Genomic DNA, 16,792 nt, shown 5'->3' with positions numbered 1-16,792 from the left:
AAAGGTGCTACGTTCCTGTCGCGATTCCGCTACGGAATCGTTTCCTGCTCCCTGTTTCAGGGGCCTCCCTCCAGGAAACAACTGCGATGAACCAGTCCTACGGCGCGCGCGCTCGCTTGTGGTCGCGCGTATGCGCGGCATCCGCTTCCATGGCCAACAGCGGTGGCGCCCGGCATCGCCCCGGCCGTCGCGCACGCACGCTGTCGCGATTGGCGCTGGGCCTGGCCGCCTTGGCCGCCGGACCCTGTTGCGCCGGTGCCTGGGTGCAGGACGACGGCGCCGCGCTGGTGATCCTCAAGGCCAGCCATAGCGACGGCGGCGCGGTCTACAACAGCCACGGCCAGGACCAGAATTTCCCCGATGCCGGGCGCAGCCGCCAGGACCAGCTGAACCTTTACGCCGAGTACGCGCTGAGCGCGGACCTGACCCTGGTCGGCAACGTCTATTTCAGCAAGGTCGATTACCGCAACGACGCCAGCTACGGCGATCGGCACGCGACTGGCTGGGCCGATCAGGAGGTCGGACTGCGCTACCGCCTGGATCCGGACGGCCGCGACGGCCCATGGCAGGGTGCGCTGCAGGTACTGGCGTTGATCCCTGGCTACGGCCGCCAGGACTGGCGCGACGTGGCCAAAAATCGCGACCATCCGGCATTGGGGCAGGGCGACTACGGCGCCGAACTGCGCTACAGCGTCGGCCGCGGCTATCGGGCCGGCGGCCTCGACGGCTATGTGGACCTCGGCGCGGCGGTGCGCCTGCGCGGCGGCGATTCCGCCGACGAGGCGCGCCTGGACATCAGCAGCGGCCTGGCGCTGGCGCCGCGCTGGATGCTGATCGGCGAACTCAACGTGATCCAGGGCCTGGGCAACGGCAACGGTCCCAACCCGGTGTACGCGTCCGGCACCCCGATCCGCGGCAACAATTACGACCTGACCAAGCTGCAGGCCTCGCTACTGCATACGCTGCCCGGCGGCACCCAGTTGCAGCTCGGCTACCAGCAGCCGGTGGCCGGGCGCAACACCGGCGGCGCCGGCGGCCCGTTCGTCGCCGCCTGGTGGCGGTTCTGACGGTGGCGGCGCTGAACCCTCCCGCGGCGCTCGGCATGCCCGGCGACCCGATCGGCCCGCTCGGCAGCGTGCCCGAGCCGCGCGGCTGGCAGAGTCCGATCGGCACCGCGCTGGTCGAAGCCGGCGTGATCGACGCGGCGCAGCTGCAGGATGCGCTGGCGCTGCAGGCGCGCTGGCGTTCGCGCCTGGGCGACGTGGTGCTGGCCCAGCGTGGGGTCACCGCGCTGCGCTTCTACACGGTGCTGTCGGCGCATTTCGGGCTGAACTTCGTCAACCTGCTGCAGCAGCCGATCGATCCCACCCTGTTCGAGCCGGAGCGGCTGGCCGACTACGCGCAGCGCCTGGTGCTGCCGTGGCGGATGGAACAGGACCGGCTGGTGCTGGCGGTGGCCGATCCCGGCCCGGAAACCTTCGCCTGGGCGCGCAGCGTGTATGGCGCCGATGTGCGCTTCGTCGGCACGTCCAAGTTCGACATCGTCTGGGGCCTGCAGCAGCAGGCCGATGCGCAGCTCACCCACGATGCGCTGAACCTGCTCGCCGAACACGCGCCGGAGCATTCGGCCAAGCAGGTGGTCACCCGCAAGCAGGTGGTGTCGCTGTGCACCGTGGCGCTGTTGTTGCTGCTGGCCCTGCTGATCTGGCCGGTGCCCGTCCTGATCGCGATCAACAGCGTGGTCGGCATCGCCTTCGTGGCCACGTTCGCGCTGAAGTTCGCGCTGGCCTGGCTGGGCGCGCGGCGGCGCATCGAGATCAAGGTCACCGACGCGGAAGTGGCCGCGCTCCGCGACGAGGACCTGCCGGTGTATACGGTGCTGGTGCCGATGTACAAGGAGCCGGACGTGTTGCCGATCCTGGCCAACGCGCTGCGCCGGCTCGACTACCCGACCTCCAAGCTGGACGTGAAGCTGGTGCTGGAGGCCGACGACACCGAGACCATCGCGGCGGCCAAGGCGCTGGGCCTGGAGGCGTTCTTCGAGATCATCCGGGTGCCGCCGTCGCAGCCCAAGACCAAGCCGAAGGCGTGCAACTACGCGCTGCAGTTCGCGCGCGGGCAGATGCTGACCATCTACGACGCCGAGGACAAGCCGGAGCCGGACCAGCTCAAGCGCGCGGTCGCCGCGTTCCGCAAGTCGCCGGCCGACGTGGCCTGCATCCAGGCGCGGCTGAACTACTACAACGCCGACGAGAACTGGCTCACGCGCATGTTCACGCTGGAATACACGCTGTGGTTCGACTTCTACCTGCCGGCGCTGGAAACCCTGCGCATCCCGATCCCGCTGGGCGGCACCTCCAACCATTTCCGCCTGGACATCCTGCGCAAGGTGCGCGCCTGGGACCCGTACAACGTCACCGAGGACGCCGACCTGGGCGTGCGCCTGACCCAGCAGGGCTACCGGGTCAGCGTTGTCAACTCGACCACGTTCGAGGAAGCCAACGTCAGCATTCCCAACTGGATTCGGCAGCGTTCGCGCTGGCTCAAGGGCTACATGCAGACCTGGCTGGTGCACATGCGCGATCCGGTGCAGCTGTACCGCTCGGTCGGCTTCCGCGGCTTCTGGGGTTTCCAGTTCTTCGTCGGCGGGACCTTCTTCACCGCGCTGATCGCCCCGCCGATGTGGTTGATCTACGGCATCTGGGCGCTGACCGACACCCATGTGTTCGATCCGTTCTTCCCGCCCGCGCTGCTGTACCTGAGCATGCTCAACCTGCTGCTGGGCAACGGCTTCCTGATCTATATGACCTTGCTGGCCGCGTTCAAGCGCGACTACTTCCGGCTGGCGCCGTACGCGCTGACCGTGCCGCTGTACTGGCTGCTGCAATCGATCGCTGCCTACAAGGGCCTGTGGCAGCTCATCCACAATCCGTTCTACTGGGAAAAGACCACCCATGGCATCAGCAAGCACATGGCCGAAGAGCGCCGCGCCGCACTCGACGACTGAGACGCCGCGGCGTCCGCGCGGCGTGGCGGTGTTCGTGGCCACCGCGGCGCTGCTGGCGCTGCTGTGCCAGCGCTTGCTCGCGCACGGCTACATGAGCGACGACGCGATGGCGCAGTACGCCAAGCTGTTGCTGTTGCGCGACGCGGCCGGGTTCCGCACCGAATACCTTGGCTTCCTGTACGCGCAGGCCTCGCTGTATCTGGGCCTGCTGATCGGCGGCGTGCCGGGCTTGTCCACGCCGTTGCTGCCGTACCTGGTGGACGTACTGGCCGGCGCGGCGATGGTGACCCTGCTGTGGCGCGACCTCGCCGCGGGCCTGGGCCGCGCCTGGGCCTGGGGCCTGTGCGCGGCGCTGGTGCTGCAGCCGTTCTTCCTGTGGCCGACGCTGTCGGGCAACAACCAGGGCCTGGGCCTGCTGGTGTTCTATCTGACCTGCCGCGCGCTGCGCCATTTGCGCGGCGATCCGGAAGCCTTCGCCTACCTGCGCCTGGCCCTGTGCCTGTGCCTGCTGTTCTTCGTCGACGAGCGCGCCTGCTTCCTGGCCGTGGCGATGGCGCCGTGGCTGGGCCTGATCGCGCCGCAGGGCATGCTGCGGCGTGCGCCGCTGTCGTTCTATCTGGTCTGCTACCTGCCGTTCCTGTTCGCGGTCGCGACCTGGATGTATCTGAACTATCTGTTCTTCGGCGATGCGCTGCTGTTCGTGCGCGACCAGCATTCGGCGTTCCGCGGCAGCTACGCGCAGGCTGCGCTGCAGCCGTGGCTGCAGCAGGCGATGGCGCGGCCGTGGTGGCCGCCGCTGTACCTGGTGTTGGCCGGCCTGGTCACCACGCCGCTGCTGTTGCTGGTGCGACGCACCCGGCTGAGCAGCACCTGGCGCTGCGTGCTGGTGGCGACGGTCACCGTGATCGGCGCCGGCACGCTGGCGGCATGGGCGCGCTTCAGCGCGCAGCCGCTGGATTTCCTGGCGCTTATGGTGGTGCCGGCGGCGCTGCTGCTGGGCGATCTGCGCCGCGAGCTGCGCTGGCCGGCGTTGGCGTTGCTGCTGCTCGGCGCCGTCGCCAGCGGCTGGGTCATCGCCCAGACCGCCGCGTCGACCACCCGCGATTGGGCGGCGGCGCTGTACGCGCCGGTGGCGCCGCGGCATCCGGACGAAGCGCGGCTGGGCGCCTGGCTGGCCGAGGCGCGGTTGCCGACCCTGCTCGACGATCGCGCCGGCTACGCGGTGATCGTGGCGCGCGGCGATGCGCAGGGCCTGATCCTGCCGTTCGACCCGCGCTTCAAGCGCGCGCTGGACGACCCGCGGCAGATGCCGGCGCAGGTGGTGGTGGCCGATCCGGCCAGCCAGGCCGGGGTGCTGGACAGCGTCAACCGGCGCCTGCCGCAGCTGTGGCGGCAGGGCCTGCCAGGCTACAGTCTGGTCTACCAACAAGGGTCCTACCGGGTATGGCGTCGAGCGCCTTGAGGATGTTGGCCGGCATGCTGTTGGCGCTCAGCGCGGGTGGCTGCGGCGCGGCGGCGCCGCCCGCGGCCACGCCCGCGCCGTGGATGGGCGCCAATGTCAAGGTGTCGGCGCAGGCGCCGTGGGGCAGCGACGCGGCGCAGCGCTCGCTGCAGCAGTTGGCCGATGCCGGCGCGGCGCGCGCGTTGCTGGTCGCCTTCGTCTGGCAGGCCACGCCGCAGTCCGACGCGCCGGTGCTGGGCAGCGACAGCAGCGTGCAGCAGGTGCGTGCCGGCCTGCGGCAGATGCGCGCGGCCGGCCTGCAGCCGGTGCTGAAGGTGCATCTGTGGATTCCGGGACATTGGGCCGGCGAGGCCGCGCCGGCCGATCGCGTGGCCTGGTTCGGCGCCTACCAGCGCGCGCTGCTGCAGCTGGCGCAGGTCGCCGCCGATGAGCGCGCCACGGCCCTGATCGTCGGCACCGAATTGCGCGGCCTGCAGGACGCGCCGCAGTGGCCGGCGCTGGTAGCGGCGGTGCGCCAGGTCTACCGCGGTCCGCTCGGCTATGTGGCCGACGGCCTGGAACAGGCCGAGCGCTTCGGCTACTGGGACCGCTTCGATTTCGTCGGCACCAGCCTGTACCCGGCGTTGTCGGCGGCACCGGCGCAGCGGCTGGCGCAGATGCGCGCGGCGGCGGCGCGGGTGCAGGCGCTGGGCACGCGCAGCGGGCGTCCGGTGTGGGTGGCGGAACTGGGGCTGCGCTCGGCGCGCGGCAGCCTGGCCGCGCCCTGGGAGAGTCCCGAGCAGCGCAGCGCCGCGGTGGATACCGCGCTGCAGGCGCAGGTGCTGCAGGACTGGCGCCGCGTGCTGGGCGAGCAGCGCATCGCCGGCATCGCGCTGTGGTGCTGGTACACCGATCCGGACGCCGGCGGCGCGCACGACAGCGATTTCACCGTGCAGCACAAGCCGGCGCAGGCGGTGCTGGCGCGCTGACGCTTTCCTGTAGGAGCGGCTTCAGCCGCGACAAGGTGCCGGCCATCTGTCGCGGCTGAAGCCGCTCCTACAGGGGGGAAGGCAGGAGCCGGCGGCACGGCGGGCGCATAATCGCGCGATGATCATCGATTCGCTGCTCGACACCGATCTCTACAAGTTCACCATGATGCAGGCGGTGCTGCACCAGCATCCCGGTGCGCAGGTGGAATACCGCTTCAAGTGCCGCACGCCCGGCATCGACCTGGCGCAGTTCCTGGAGCAGATCTCGGCCGAGATCGACGCGCTGTGCGCGCTGCGCTTCCGCACCGAGGAACTGGACTACCTGCGCGGCCTGCGCTTCATCAAGCCGGACTTCGCCGATTTCCTGGCGCTGTTCCACCTCGATCGCAAGTACCTGCAACTGCACGCCTCGGCCACGGCGCCGGGCGAGATCGAACTGCACATCCGCGGGCCGTGGCTGCACACCATCCTGTTCGAAGTGCCGCTGCTGGCGATCGTCAACGAGGTCTGGTTCCGCAATACCGGCGGCGACGATCACGCCGAGGGCCTGCGCCGGCTGCAGGCCAAGATCGCGCTGTTGCGCGACAGCAGCGGCTATGGCGGCTGCGCGATCGCCGACTACGGCACCCGCCGCCGCTATTCGCGGGCCTGGCACGGCGAGCTGCTGCCGGTGTTGCAGCAGACCCTGGGCGCGCAGTTCGTCGGCACCAGCAACGTGTACTTCGCGCGCCGCTTCGGGTTGACCCCGCTCGGCACGATGGCCCACGAATACCTGCAGGCGTTCCAGGCGCTGGGTCCGCGGCTGCGCGATTCGCAGGCCGCGGCGCTGGAGTCGTGGGCGCGCGAATACCGCGGCGACCTCGGCATCGCGTTGTCCGACGTGGTCGGCCTGGACGCGTTCCTGCGCGACTTCGACCTGTATTTCTGCAAGCTGTTCGACGGCATGCGCCATGACTCCGGCGACCCGTTCGAATGGGGCGAGCGCGTGCTGGCGCACCTGCAGCGGCAGCGGGTGGACCCGCGCGGCAAGGTGTTGGTCTTCAGCGACGGCCTGGACATCGACAAGGTGATGCGCCTGTACGCGCACTTCCACGGCCGCTGCATGCTCGCCTTCGGCGTCGGCACCAACCTCACCAACGATCTGGGGCCGGCGCCGCTGCAGATCGTGATCAAGATGGTCCGCTGCAACGGCCAGCCGGTGGCCAAGCTCAGCGATTCGCCGGGCAAGAACCTGTGCGACGACCCGGCCTATCTGGCCTATCTGCGGCAGGTCTTCGCGGTGGCGGCTGATCGCGGATAGTGGGAAGTGGGACGTGCGCCTGTCGCGCGCTGGCTGCGGCGAGGAAGAGGGCGGCACGCCTGCGCAGCAGCGAAAAGGACTTTTTCGTGGCGTAACAGTCGGCTATTTTGCGCAGGCAAAGTGAGGGCTGTGTTGCACTAATGGTCGTCCTTGTCATGGTGACACCGTGCTTGCCGGGTCACCATGTTCGGTCCCTGCCGCGCCCATTTTCCATCAGAGACATCGGCCCTGCAGCAGGGGCTGTGGCTCCGAGGCCAGCGCTAGCAGCGGCCTCGCCTCGGCACCCCGAAGCAAGACCGCATGCCGCCAGGCTGACATCCGCCGTCTCCAGGCGCAGCGCCGCTATCGCGCTGCACTGCAGCATCCAGCCTGATCTGCAGCAACCTCAGGACGACGCAAAGCGCTGCGTCTGGCGGCGCACGTGGCTGTGCGCGCCCGCGCGTGGCGGGCCGATCTGCCCTGCAAATTCAAGCTTTCACCCGCGCCGGACCACCTAGGCCAAACGCCGGGGTGCGTTTGGCGAAGCGGGGCCTGACGCCGGGTATCGCCTTGTCGCCTGCACGATTTGTGTACACTAGTTCGCACATATTATGTGATGATTGTCACGCTTACTTTGTGATCAATGGAGCGGCTGGTGAAGGTTCTCTGCGTTTTTGGTACACGCCCCGAAGCGATCAAGATGGGGCCGCTGGTCCGCGCGCTGCACGCCGCGCCCGGCATCGACTCCCAAGTCTGCATCACCGGACAGCATCGGGCGATGCTGGATCAGGTGATGGCGTTGTTCGCGATCCAGCCGGATCACGACCTCAATGTAATGGTAGCCGACCAGACCCTCAACGGCCTATGTTCGCGGCTGCTCGCCAAACTCGACGCCCTGTACGCGCAGGTGCAGCCGGACCGCGTGCTGGTGCACGGCGATACCAGTACCGCGATGACCGCCGCGCTGGCCGCGTTCCATCGGCGCATTCCGGTCGGCCACGTCGAAGCGGGCCTGCGCACCGGCAATCTGCAGCAGCCGTGGCCGGAAGAAATGAACCGGCGGGTGATCGACGTGGTCGCCGACCATCTGTTCGCGCCCACCGCCAGCGCGCGTGGCAACCTGCAGCGCGAACAGCTGTGCGGCCGCATCAGCGTCACCGGCAACACGGTGATCGATGCGCTGCAACTGACCGTCGATCGGCTCGAGCGCGATGCCGCGCTGCGCGCGACGGTGGATGCGCAGTTCCCGTTCCTGGACGCGCAGCGCAAGTTGCTGCTGGTCACCGGGCATCGCCGCGAAAGCTTCGGCGACGGCTTCGCCAACATCTGCCGTGCGCTGGCCGAACTGGCGCAGCGCCAAGACCTGCAGATCGTCTACCCGGTGCACCTGAATCCGAACGTGCAGGGCCCGGTCTACGCGCAGTTGGGCGGGCTCGACAACCTGCACCTGATCGCGCCGCAGGACTACCTCGCCTTCGTGCGGCTGATGCAGCGCGCGCACGTGGTGCTGACCGATTCCGGCGGCGTGCAGGAAGAAGCGCCGGCGCTGGGCCGGCCGGTGCTGGTGATGCGCGATGTCACCGAGCGCCCCGAAGCGGTCCAGGCCGGCGTGGTGACCCTGGTCGGCACCGATCCGGCGCGGATCGTGGCCGCGGTCGCCGCGGCCTGCGACCTGCCGGCGCGGCCCGCGCGGTTTCTGCCCCACGCCAGCCCCTACGGCGATGGCCGCGCCGCGGCGCGGATCGTGGCCGCGCTGCGCGGCCAGTCCTTCGACAGTTTCGTGCCCGGCCGTGCCGCGGCGGTGTCCCACCTCCCTCTTTTTTCAGAAGCGATGCCATGACCCACACCCGCCGTCCTACCGCACGCTTGCCCCAGGTCCTGCCGCTGGCCTTGCTCCTGGCGACCGCGCTGCCCCCTGCCGCTGCCGCCGACTCCGTTGCCGGCCAGTTCGGCGAGTGGGCCGGCACCACCACGGTCACCCGCTCGATGACCCTGCGCGAACTCGGCTTCAAGCAGCCGCTGGTGCTCAGCGGCCAGGAAAGCCAGCGCGAGATCTACCTGCCGGTGCCGGCCGGCGTGCCGACCCACGATGCGCAGTTGCAGATCGATGCGCGCTATGTGCGCGGGCATCCCGGGCGCAGCGCCAGCCTGCTGTCGATCGACGGCGACCCGGTGTCGGCACGTTCGATCACCGATGCCCAGGGCGATCTCAGCCAGCTGATCGGCATCGACGGCTTCGCCCGCCCCAACGGCTTCGTGCGCTTCGGCGTGGGCTGGTGGTCGGTGGTCGCCGAGTACCGCTGCGCCGACCAGAGCGCACCGGCCAACGTGCTGCGGCTGTCGCCGGAGTCGCGCTTCAGCTACCGCTTCGACGGCCGCGCGATCGACACCGTGGCCAAGGCCTGGGGTGCGTTGCCGGCCACGGTGCGGCTGCTGGTGGAGGGCCGCGCCAGCAGCGTGCAAAGCTACGACACCGCCTGGCGCGTGGGCACCGCGCTGGAGAACGGCGGCAAGCGCGTGGACGTGGTCGCGCTGCCGGCGGTGGGCGCGAGCGTGGACCTGCGCGGGCTGGCGATCCCGGCCAGCCTGGCCCGCATTCCCGCCTATGCGGCGTTGGCCGATGGCAGCGCCAGCCACCGCATCGGCAGCCTGGCCGAAGTCGGCGCGCTGCTGTCGCTGGGCGATGGCGGTCCGCTCGCGGTCGACGTGGCGGTGCTCAGCGATCCGTTGCGCGCCGGCGTGCGCGCCGCGCTGGATGCGCTGGGAACCCAGGTCGCCAGCGCCGCGCCGGACGCGGCCAGCGCGTTCGCCGCGTGGCGCAAGGCCGACATGGCCGGGTTCGAACAGCCGGCTGGCACCGCGTCGGTGCAGGTGGCGCTGGTCGGCGGGCATCCGACCCTGCTGGTCGCCAGCGGCGCCGGCGCCAAGGTCGCCGGTCTGTTGACCCAGCAATGGCGCGCCTATGCGCAGGGCCGTGCGCTGCAGGTGAGCACGGCGCTGCTGCCGCCGGCCGACAAGGACGTGGTGCTGCTCGGCCGGCTTGGCGACATGGCCGGGACCCAGGACATCGTCTTGCGCGGCGACCGCACCGCGAACTTCGACCTCGGTGCGCTGTCCAGCGAGGGGCGCCTGCCCAGCGAAGTGGTGGTCGACGTCAGCGCGGCGCCGAACCCGGCCGGGCAGGGCGCGGTCGCCTCGATCTTCTTCAACGATTACCTGCTGGGCGCCAAGGTGCTCGACGCCGACGGGAAGCCGCAACGGCTGGTGGCCACCGTGCCGAGCTTCGCACTGGCCGCACGTAATCAGGTGCGGATCAGCTTCCTGCGCCAGCCGGCGCGCCCGTACTGCCACGATCCTGCCACCGGCTACCCGGTGTCGGTGCTGCCCAGCAGCCATATCCGTCTTGCCGATCGCAGCCTCGCTGCCGATTTCGTCGGCGCCGCCTCGCAGCTGGCCGGCGCGCACGAGGTGTTCGTGCCCAGCAGCTGGCTGCAGGACGCGCCGGCGTCGCTGATCAAGGTGATCCATCTGGCCGGCGCGACCGGCGCCTCGCCGATGCAGGCGGTGCTCAAGGTCGGCGCGGCCAACACCGCGATCGCGCCGACCGGTCCCTACCTCAGCTTCATGTTGGCCCCGCAGGGGCTGGCGCAGAGCGGGGCGGTGCGCGACGGCAAGCTGGTGGTGTCCGGCCCGGGCAAGCAGGTGCTGCTGGACCTGACCGGGCTCGACCGCGCCGCCCTCGTCGAAGTGGTTGGCAGCGGCGCCAGCACCGGGGTGATCTACCGCGAGCTGGGCATGCAGGGACCGCAGATCGCCGAACCGTTCCGGCTGATCCGCGGCAATCTGGCGCTGCTGGATGCCAACGGCGTGGTGCAGGACTTCGACGGGCAGGACCCGACCGGCGCGCGTATGGCCGAGCGCAGCAACCCGCAGCCGCTGTGGCAGCAGCACATGGTGTGGCTGGTGGTGCTGGTGGCGGTGATCGCGTTCATGCTGCTGGCCGCGCGCGTGGTGCAGATCCGCCGCCGCCGCCGCGCCGCGCAGAGCGGGAACTGATCGCGCGTGGACAGCCTGTACTGGAACATCCACCTGGCCAACTATTACGCCTTCCTGGAAACCGCGGCCGTGGTGGTCGCGGTGGTGATCCTGATCTCCAGCCTCGATGACCTGTTCATCGATGCCTGGTACTGGGTGCGCGAACTGTGGCGCAGCGTGATCCTCAAGCAGCGCAGCGAATACCGGCCGTTGACCCAGCAGGACCTGCTGCAGCGCCCGGAACAGACCCTGGCGATCATGGTGCCGGCCTGGGCCGAGTTCGACGTGATCGGACAGATGGTCGAGAACATGATCGACGTGCTCGATTACCACGACTACATGGTCTTCGTCGGCACCTATCCCAACGACCCGCAGACCATTGCCGAAGTGGAACGCATGCGCCGCCGCTACAAGCGCATGCGCCGCATCGAGGTGCCGCACGATGGCCCGACCAGCAAGGCCGACTGCCTGAATTGGCTGGTCCTGGCGATCTTCGAGTACGAGAAGCAGAACGACATCACCTTCGCCGGCGTGGTCCTGCACGACAGCGAAGACGTGCTGCACCCGATGGAGCTGCGCTTCTTCAACTACCTGCTGCCGCGCAAGGACATGATCCAGTTGCCGGTGACCTCGCTGGACCGCGAGTGGTACGAGCTGGTGGCCGGCGTGTACATGGACGAATTCGCCGAATGGCACGCCAAGGACCTGGTGGTGCGCGAAAGCGTGTCCGGCATGGTGCCGTCGGCCGGTGTCGGCACCTGCTTCTCGCGCAAGGCGCTGCTGGCGCTGAGCGAGGCCAGCGACAACCAGCCGTTCAACCCCGACAGCCTGACCGAGGACTACGACGTCGGCGCGCGCCTGGCGGCGATGGGCATGCAGTCGATCTTCGCGCGCTTCCCGGTGCAGTTCCGCGTGCGCCGCCCGTCGTGGTTCGGCTGGGGTCCGGTGCGCGAGCGCACCCTGCACATGGCGCTGTGCGTGCGCGAATACTTCCCCGACAACTTCCGCGCCTCGTACCGGCAGAAGGCGCGCTGGGTGCTGGGCATCGGCCTGCAGAGCTGGGAAACGCTGGGCTGGCGCGGTTCGCTGGCGACCAAGTACCTGCTCGCGCGCGACCGCAAGGGCATCGTCACCTCGTTCGTCAGCGTCTTCGCCTATCTGATCTTCCTGCAGCTGTTGCTGTTCTGGTTGCTCAAGGTCGCTGGCACGTGGGCCACCCAGTTCCCGACCATCTTCCAGAGCGGCACCTGGCAGATGAACGTGGCGCTGCTGACCACCGCGGCGCTGGCCACGCGCGTGGCGCAGCGTTTCTACTTCGTCAACCGCCTGTACGGCTGGGAACACGCGTTGATGTCGATCCCGCGCATGGTGGTCGGCAACATGATCAACTTCATGGCCACCGCGCGCGCCTGGCGGCTGTTCCTGCTGTACCTGCTGTTCGGCAAGCGCATGGTGTGGGACAAGACCGTGCACGATTTCCCCAGCGCCGCGCAGCTGGTGCATACGCGCAGGCGCCTGGGCGAACTGCTGACCACCTGGGAAGCGGTCGAGCCCGAGCGCCTGGTGCAGGCGCTGCGGCAGCAGGAGGGCGGACGCCAGCAGCCGCTGGGCCGGATCCTGGTGGCGCAGGGCTGGCTGGACGACGAAACCCTGGCCGAAGCCATCGCCTTCCAGGGCGATCTGCCGCGCGCGGCGATCGACGTGGCGTATCTGCAGGCCGGACGGTTTCCGTTGTCGGTGCAGGCCTGCGTGCAATGGCGCCTGCTGCCGCTGCCGTCGGACACGCCCGGCGAAGTGGCGGTCGCGGTCTCCAACGCGCTGTCCGAAGAGGAGCAGGCGCGGCTGCTGCACGACCTGGACGCGAGCGTGCTCAGGCAGGCGATCGCGCGCGAAAGCGAAATCAACGCCGGCCTGCGCCTGATCAGCGGCGAAAGCTACCGCGTCGACGCGGTGCCGCTGCTGGGCGATCTGCTGGTGGAACTGCGCCTGATCGCGCGCGAACAGTTCGAGCGCGTGCTGGACGGATACCGGCCGCAACGCGACGGCCGCATCGGCGATCACCTGGTGAAGCAGGGCGTCGCCACCCAGGCGGCGATCGCTGCCGCCGTGCGCGAGCAGCATCGCCGTGCCAGCCAACCCCACGGCGGCATCGGTGGAGCGTTGCAGACATGAGAACCAGCTTGCTCTCCAGCATGGTCGCGCTGAGCCTGCTCGGCCTGGGCAGCGCCACCGCGCACGCACAGCAACTGCCGTTGGCCGGCGCCGCCTACCGCATCGCCGAGGACGCCTACGCGTCCTACGCCCGCGGCGATTACCGGCAGGCCAGCCGCCAGGCCGCCGAAGCGGCGCGGCTGCGCCCGGACGTGGTGCGTCTGCGCCTGTTGCAGATCTATGCGCTGCAGAAGCTGGGCCGCGGCGACGAAGCGCGCGCGCAGGCACGCCGTGCGCTCGCCGATGGGCTGCAGGATCCGGCATTGCCGCGGCTGGCCGCCGGCGCGAACGCGGCATCCGCCGCGCGCGCCGGCGGCGCACCCACGCCACGCGCCACCGCGCATCCGAGCGCCGCCGAACAGGCCTACCGGCGCGCCTTCGCGCTCGCTACCCAGGCCTACGACGCCTACAACAACGACCGGATGGCCGAGGCCGCGGACAAGCCCGAACATGCCTTCCGCCAGCAGCCGCAGCAGGGCGCCTGGGCGGGGCTGTGGGTGGCCGCGCTGGAGGCCCAGCAGCAGTTCGAACAGGCCGAAGCCGCCGCCGCCGCGGCCATCCAGCTGGGCGCACCGAATGTCGCCGACCTGCAGGCCAAGCGCGTGGCGCTGGGCCGCCAGCGTGCGGTCAGGCCGGCGCAGCAGGGCTACCAGGCGTTGATCGAACAGGACTTCGCCACGGCTGCCGGCTACGCCCGGCAAGCGGTGGCGTATGCGCCGGACGTGGCCTCGCATCGCCTGCTGCTGCTGACCGCGCAGTTGCTGGACGAACAACTGCCCGCCGCCGAGGCCACCGCCGACGCGGCGCTGGACAACGACAGCGAAGACACCGTGGCACTGGTGATGCGCGCGTATCTGCGCCAGCGCCAGTTGCATACCGAGCAGGCCAATGCCGATTTCGACGCGGCACTGCGCCAGGACTGGCTGGATCCGCACCAGCAGCGCAACGTGCGCCTGCTGGCGGTGGATGCGGCGATCGCCGCGGGCGATCGTGCGCGTGCCGCGCGCCTGCTGCAGCCGTTGCAGGCCGATCCGCTGGCCGGCGCGGACGAAACCGCACGCGAGCAGTTCGGCCAGGCCATCGCCCAGCGCGAGAAGGCGCTGCGCAGCGCGCGCCCGGGGCCGTCGCTGACCCTGGCGACGTACCCGGCACCGTTCCAGCAATGCCGCGATACGCCCTACGGCACCCAGTGCGAACTGACGCCGGCCGACCTGCAAGGCAACGGGGGCGCCGCGTCGCGTGCCTATGCCGCGTATGCGCGGCAGGATTACCAGCAAGCCATCCGCGAAGCGCAGCAAGCGCTGCTGCAGAGTCCGGACGACGGCAGCCTGCAGAACCTGCTCACCACCTCGCTGGCCGCCGGCGACCGCGCGCAGCGCGCGCAGGCGCGGCAGCGCCTGGACCGTGCCTTGGGCAAGCGCCCAGCCGATGCCGGGCTGCTGATGCAGCGTGGCTACCTGCAGCAGCGCGCCGGGCAACCGGCGCAGGCGCTCGACGATTTCCGCGCGGCCGAGGCCACCGGCAAGGCGCCGCCCAGCGTGGTGCTCGACCAGGCCTATGCCAGCGCCGCCAACGGCGACAACCCGCAGGCGGTGGCGTTGCTGCGCAGCGCGATCGACCGCGCCGACCAGGGCGCGCTGCCGCTGGACCAGGCGCAGCGCTACACCACGCGCAGTTCGATCGCCAACCTCGGACGCGAGTGGGGCATCACCGCTGCGGCCGGCTACCGCGGCGCGCGCCAGGCCGCGAGCAACCTGGGCGGCACGGCAATCAGCACCCCCGGCGCTTCGGTGTTCAGCACCCTGGAGGCGTTCTGGCGGCCCGCGGCGCTCAACAACCGCCATGGCACGCTGGAAGCGTACGCGCGCGCGGCCAACACGCTGTACGACGAGGGCGGCACGTTCGAATCGGTGCTCGCCGTGGACCCGTGTACCGGCGAAGCCACTGAAGATGCGCGCGCCCGCGCCGAGCGCCTGAGCCGCTCGCGTTCCAGCGCCGGCTGGCCCTCCACCGTCGGATCGTTCGGCGTGCGCTATGCGTTCGGCCGCACCGGCCTGAGCGCCGGCATCGAGCGCCGCCAGTTCCTCGGCAGCGGCACCCGCAGTGGCGGTGTCTATCCGGACGCGACCGCGATCCAATGCCGCATCCAGCGCGACTCCAACCAGCCGCAGCAACTCAATACGCTGGCGCGCTATCGCCTGGACGGCAATGCCGGCGGCTGGCTGTCGTACCTGACCTACGGTTTCTATCATGGCACCGGCGTGCGCACCGACGTGAACCAGTGGTGGACGCTGAGCGGCTATGCGCAGGCCGGCTACAGCTGGGACGACAATCGCGCGCGCTTCAGTGTGGATCGGCTGGACAGCAGCGGCGCGCCGGTGGAAACCCTGCTCGCCTCCGATGGCCGGTTGCACCGTACGCAAGGCTTCGCCGCCGCGGAACTGCATGCCGGGCGCAGCTACCGCTTCGGTGCCGAGCAGACCCGCTGGGTGCTCAATCCGTATCTGGTGGTGGCCGCGGACTGGCTCGACCAGCGCTCGCGGGTCAGCGGCATCGGCTACCCGCTGATCGGCGAGCAGGCGTTCGCCTTGTCCGATACCGACCGCAGCTGGTCGCTCGGCGCCGGCCCCGGCGTCGGCGTGCGCTACTGGTTCCGCGAGGACCACTACAACGCGGCGCGCTCCTCGCTGGACCTGGGCGTGCAGTACCGCTTCGCGCTCGGCGGTGGCGACACCCAGCGCGCCAAGGGCCTGTTCGCCACCGCCACCCTCACCTACTGACACCTGCCGAAAGAACCGCCATGACCGATGCTGTTGCCCCGATTGTTCCCATGCGTGCGCGCGCCTTGTGGCTGGGTCTGCTGTGCGCGTTCACCGCCGCGCCGGCGCTGGCCCAGGCTCCTGCTCCTGCTCCGACCAGCGCCGCGCAGGATTCCTCGATCGTGATGGTCGGCAAGGATGGCTGGTTGTTCCCCGCGTGGGGCAGCCTGAGCGAGGTCGATGGCGCGGCGATCGAGCGCAACACCGCGTTGATCGCCGAGGCGCGCGCGGCGCTGGCGGCGGCCGGGATCGTGCTGGAGGTCGTGGTGCTGCCGGACAAGGCGCTGTTCTACGAGGACAGGCTGCCCGACGGCAAGCGCATGAGCGATGCCGTACGCAGCCGCTATGCGCTGGTCCGCGCCGATCTGGTGAAGGCGCAGGTGCCGACGGTGGATGCGCTGCAGGTGCTGCGCCAGCTCAAGCAGGGCGGGCAGGAGGTGTTCTACCGCAGCGACCAGCACTGGACCCAACCGGCCGCCGACGCGGTGGCCATGGCGGTCGCTGCGCAGATCCGCCAGCAGCTGCCGCAGCTGCAGGGCCAGGACGGCACCGGCATGGCGCTGGGTAGCGAGATCACCGAGCGTCGTTTCGGCGATCTGGCCGAACTGTTCCTCACCGATGCGCAGCGCAAGGCGGTCGGCCGCGACACCTTCAGCGTGCGCCGCCAGTCCGAGCAGCAAGCGCTGCTGGACGACGCGCCGGCACCGGTGCACGTCACCGGGCACAGCATGGTGCAGCCGTATTTCGGCTTCCCGCAGAAATTGTCCAACGCGCTCGATCGCCCGGTGTCGGTGAACTGGAAGCCCGGCAATGTCGGCCACTGGCTGACGCTGCTGGAGTATCTGGAATCGCCCGAGTTCCGGCAGCGCAAGCCGCAGGTGCTGGTGTGGCAGATGTTCGAGCCGACCTATGGGCAAGGCCCGGATGCGCGCGGTCAGTGGGATAACGCCTCGATCATGAGCGTGCCGCAGTGGCAGGCGCGCCTGCACAAGGCACTGGGAAAGTAAGCCG

Annotated in this window: 10 protein-coding genes; all 10 read left to right on the top strand. The window is 69.9% G+C overall.

Going from position 1 to position 16,792, the window contains the following annotated elements; genetic code table 11:
- The first annotated feature begins 86 nt into the window (after positions 1–86).
- The 10 genes from KHF85_RS16810 to KHF85_RS16765 all read left to right on the top strand — a co-directional run bounded on the left by KHF85_RS16810 (position 87) and on the right by KHF85_RS16765 (position 16,788).
- A complete protein-coding gene (locus KHF85_RS16810; RefSeq protein WP_284567531.1) occupies positions 87–1,067 on the top strand; it encodes a hypothetical protein in 981 nt (326 codons plus the stop codon).
- A gap of 35 nt (positions 1,068–1,102) precedes the next feature.
- The gene (locus KHF85_RS16805) at positions 1,103–3,007 is read left to right on the top strand and encodes a glycosyltransferase family 2 protein (RefSeq protein ID WP_284569585.1); all 1,905 of its coding nucleotides are present in this window, start codon (positions 1,103–1,105) and stop codon (positions 3,005–3,007) included.
- On the top strand, positions 2,955–4,469 hold the full coding sequence (locus KHF85_RS16800; RefSeq protein ID WP_284567530.1) for a hypothetical protein: 1,515 nt from the start codon (positions 2,955–2,957) through the stop codon (positions 4,467–4,469). The genes KHF85_RS16805 and KHF85_RS16800 overlap by 53 nt, the downstream gene beginning before the upstream one ends.
- Positions 4,451–5,437 carry a glycoside hydrolase family 113 gene (locus KHF85_RS16795; protein ID WP_409976627.1) on the top strand — a complete coding sequence of 329 codons (987 nt, stop codon included), beginning with the start codon at positions 4,451–4,453 and terminating at the stop codon, positions 5,435–5,437. The genes KHF85_RS16800 and KHF85_RS16795 overlap by 19 nt, the downstream gene beginning before the upstream one ends.
- A 118-nt stretch (positions 5,438–5,555) precedes the next feature.
- On the top strand, positions 5,556–6,737 hold the full coding sequence (gene pncB, locus KHF85_RS16790; RefSeq protein WP_284567528.1) for a nicotinate phosphoribosyltransferase: 1,182 nt from the start codon (positions 5,556–5,558) through the stop codon (positions 6,735–6,737).
- A 634-nt stretch (positions 6,738–7,371) separates the two neighbouring features.
- Positions 7,372–8,556, top strand: coding sequence for a non-hydrolyzing UDP-N-acetylglucosamine 2-epimerase (gene wecB / locus KHF85_RS16785; RefSeq protein ID WP_284567527.1), 1,185 nt, complete (start codon positions 7,372–7,374; stop codon positions 8,554–8,556).
- On the top strand, positions 8,553–10,772 hold the full coding sequence (locus tag KHF85_RS16780; protein WP_284567526.1) for a hypothetical protein: 2,220 nt from the start codon (positions 8,553–8,555) through the stop codon (positions 10,770–10,772). The genes wecB and KHF85_RS16780 overlap by 4 nt, the downstream gene beginning before the upstream one ends.
- A gap of 6 nt (positions 10,773–10,778) precedes the next feature.
- A complete protein-coding gene (locus KHF85_RS16775) occupies positions 10,779–12,923 on the top strand; it encodes a glycosyl transferase family protein (RefSeq protein ID WP_284567525.1) in 2,145 nt (714 codons plus the stop codon).
- A complete protein-coding gene (locus KHF85_RS16770; protein ID WP_284567524.1) occupies positions 12,920–15,742 on the top strand; it encodes an NfrA family protein in 2,823 nt (940 codons plus the stop codon). The genes KHF85_RS16775 and KHF85_RS16770 overlap by 4 nt, the downstream gene beginning before the upstream one ends.
- A 20-nt stretch (positions 15,743–15,762) precedes the next feature.
- Positions 15,763–16,788: an alginate O-acetyltransferase AlgX-related protein gene (locus KHF85_RS16765; protein ID WP_284567523.1), complete on the top strand. Its 1,026-nt coding sequence runs from the start codon at positions 15,763–15,765 to the stop codon at positions 16,786–16,788.
- Positions 16,789–16,792 lie beyond the last annotated feature (4 nt).

Source organism: Xanthomonas graminis pv. graminis (assembly GCF_030168915.1).
In the GTDB taxonomy this organism is placed as follows: Bacteria; Pseudomonadota; Gammaproteobacteria; order Xanthomonadales; family Xanthomonadaceae; genus Xanthomonas_A; species Xanthomonas_A translucens.
The sequence above is the reverse complement of the archived record's forward strand: the minus strand, read 5'-3'. Positions and strand labels throughout refer to the sequence as shown.

Bases quoted from the DNA above. Each gene is read 5' to 3' on its own strand.
- KHF85_RS16780 (WP_284567526.1), top strand. From the start codon at position 8,553: ATGACCCACACCCGCCGTCCTACCGCACGCTTGCCCCAGGTCCTGCCG.
- KHF85_RS16805 (WP_284569585.1), top strand. From the start codon at position 1,103: ATGCCCGGCGACCCGATCGGCCCGCTCGGCAGCGTGCCCGAGCCGCGC.
- KHF85_RS16765 (WP_284567523.1), top strand. From the start codon at position 15,763: ATGACCGATGCTGTTGCCCCGATTGTTCCCATGCGTGCGCGCGCCTTG.
- KHF85_RS16800 (WP_284567530.1), top strand. From the start codon at position 2,955: ATGGCATCAGCAAGCACATGGCCGAAGAGCGCCGCGCCGCACTCGACG.
- KHF85_RS16795 (WP_409976627.1), top strand. From the start codon at position 4,451: ATGGCGTCGAGCGCCTTGAGGATGTTGGCCGGCATGCTGTTGGCGCTC.
- KHF85_RS16810 (WP_284567531.1), top strand. From the start codon at position 87: ATGAACCAGTCCTACGGCGCGCGCGCTCGCTTGTGGTCGCGCGTATGC.
- KHF85_RS16770 (WP_284567524.1), top strand. From the start codon at position 12,920: ATGAGAACCAGCTTGCTCTCCAGCATGGTCGCGCTGAGCCTGCTCGGC.
- pncB (WP_284567528.1), top strand. From the start codon at position 5,556: ATGATCATCGATTCGCTGCTCGACACCGATCTCTACAAGTTCACCATG.